2 protein-coding genes are annotated in these 1,859 nt (G+C 59.7%); both read right to left on the bottom strand.

Features of this window, described 5'->3' with window-relative positions; translation table 11 throughout:
• Window positions 1–232, bottom strand: a 232-nt coding sequence (locus DBR30_RS22240; RefSeq protein WP_308813276.1) for a biotin/lipoyl-containing protein, incomplete at its 3' end; no start/stop codon positions are given.
• Window positions 233–351: 119 nt separating this feature from the next.
• Window positions 352–1,859: transketolase-like TK C-terminal-containing protein (locus tag DBR30_RS14310; RefSeq protein WP_441296732.1), on the bottom strand; the 1,508-nt coding region annotated here is incomplete at its 5' end.

Here is a 1,859-nt window from a genome sequence, read left to right on the forward strand (position 1 = left end):
CTTCGGCTTCGAAGATCATGATCTGGGAACCGGTGGCAACCTTGTCGCCTACCTTGATCAGGATCTCTTTGACGATACCGGCGGACGGGGCCGGTACTTCCATGGAGGCCTTGTCGCCTTCTACCGCGATGATGGACTGGTCCAGCTCGACCTTGTCACCCACGGCCACCATGATCTCGGTGACTTCAACTTCATCGGCGCCGATATCCGGCACCATAACCTGTTTGGACATTGTGCTTTATCCTCTTGCGTCGATCCGCGTGACTGGCTGATGCCGCCACGCACATCTCGCGTTAACCGTTTTAAACCCTGGCAGGGTCGCGCCGTCATACGGCGCGACCCTTGATCCACTTACGCGTACAGCGGGTTGACCTTGTCGGCATCGATGCCGTACTTGGCGATGGCGTCGGCCACAACCTGCTTGTCTACCTCGCCGCGCTTGGCCAGTTCGGTCAGAGCAGCAACCACCACGTAGAACTCGTTCACTTCGAAGTGACGACGCAGGTTGGCACGGCTGTCGGAACGGCCGTAACCGTCGGTACCCAGCACGCGGTAGTTCTCGGTCGGAACGAAGGCGCGAACCTGATCGGCGAAGGACTTCATGTAGTCGGTCGCAGCGATGGTGGCTTCGGAACCCAGTACCTGAGCGATGTAGGGAACACGCGCTTCAGAGGTCGGGTGCAGCATGTTCCAGCGATCCGCGTCCTGACCGTCACGAGCCAGCTCGTTGAAGGAGGTGACGCTGAACACATCGGAACCGATGCCGTACTCGCTGGCCAGGATCTGGGCAGCCTTGCGCACGTGACCCAGGATGGAACCACAACCCAGCAGCTGAACTTTCGCCTTGGCACCGGCGACGGATTCCAGCTTGTAGATACCCTTGCGGATGCCTTCCTCGGCGCCTTCCGGCATGGCCGGCATGGCATAGTTCTCGTTCAGGGTGGTGATGTAGTAGAACACGTTCTCCGGGTTCTCACCGTACATGCGGCGCAGACCATCCTGTACGATCACCGCCACTTCATAGGCGTAGGACGGGTCGTAGGAGATGCAGTTCGGGATGGTGTTCGCCAGGATGTGGCTGTGACCATCTTCGTGCTGCAGACCTTCGCCGTTCAGGGTAGTACGACCGGAGGTCGCACCCAGCAGGAAGCCACGGGCTTGCTGGTCACCGGCTGCCCACGCCATGTCGCCGATCCGCTGGAAACCGAACATGGAGTAGTAGATGTAGAACGGGATCATCGGGCAATCGTTGGTGCTGTAAGAGGTCGCAGCAGCCAGCCAGGAGGACATGGCGCCCAGCTCGTTGATACCGTCTTGCAGAACCTGACCCTGCTTGTCTTCCTTGTAGTAGGAGACGATGTCGCGGTCTTGCGGGGTGTACTGCTGACCGTGCGGGCTATAGATACCGATCTGGCGGAACAGACCTTCCATACCGAAGGTACGGGCTTCGTCAGCCAGGATCGGAACGATGCGCTTGCCGATGGACTTGTCTTTCAGCATCACGTTCAGGGAACGCACGAACGCCATGGTGGTGGAGATTTCGCGCGCCTGCTCACCCAGCAGCGGACCGAAGGCATCCAGTGCCGGGATTTCCAGCTTGGTGGTGCTTTCGCGCAGACGGGTCGGCACATAGCCTTTCAGGGCGGTGCGACGGTCGTGCAGGTATTTGTGCTCGGCAGAACCGGCTTCGATCTTCAGGTACGGCAGATCGGCCAGCTGCTCGTCGGCCACCGGCAGGTTGAAGCGGTCACGCAGGTGACGCACGGAGTCCAGCTCCATCTTCTTGACCTGGTGAGCGATGTTCTTGCCTTCGGCCGCTTCACCCATGCCGTAACCCTTGATGGTCTTGGCCAGAATAA

The organism is Aeromonas sp. HMWF017 (assembly GCF_003061465.1).
In the GTDB taxonomy this organism is placed as follows: domain Bacteria; phylum Pseudomonadota; class Gammaproteobacteria; order Enterobacterales; family Aeromonadaceae; genus Aeromonas; species Aeromonas veronii.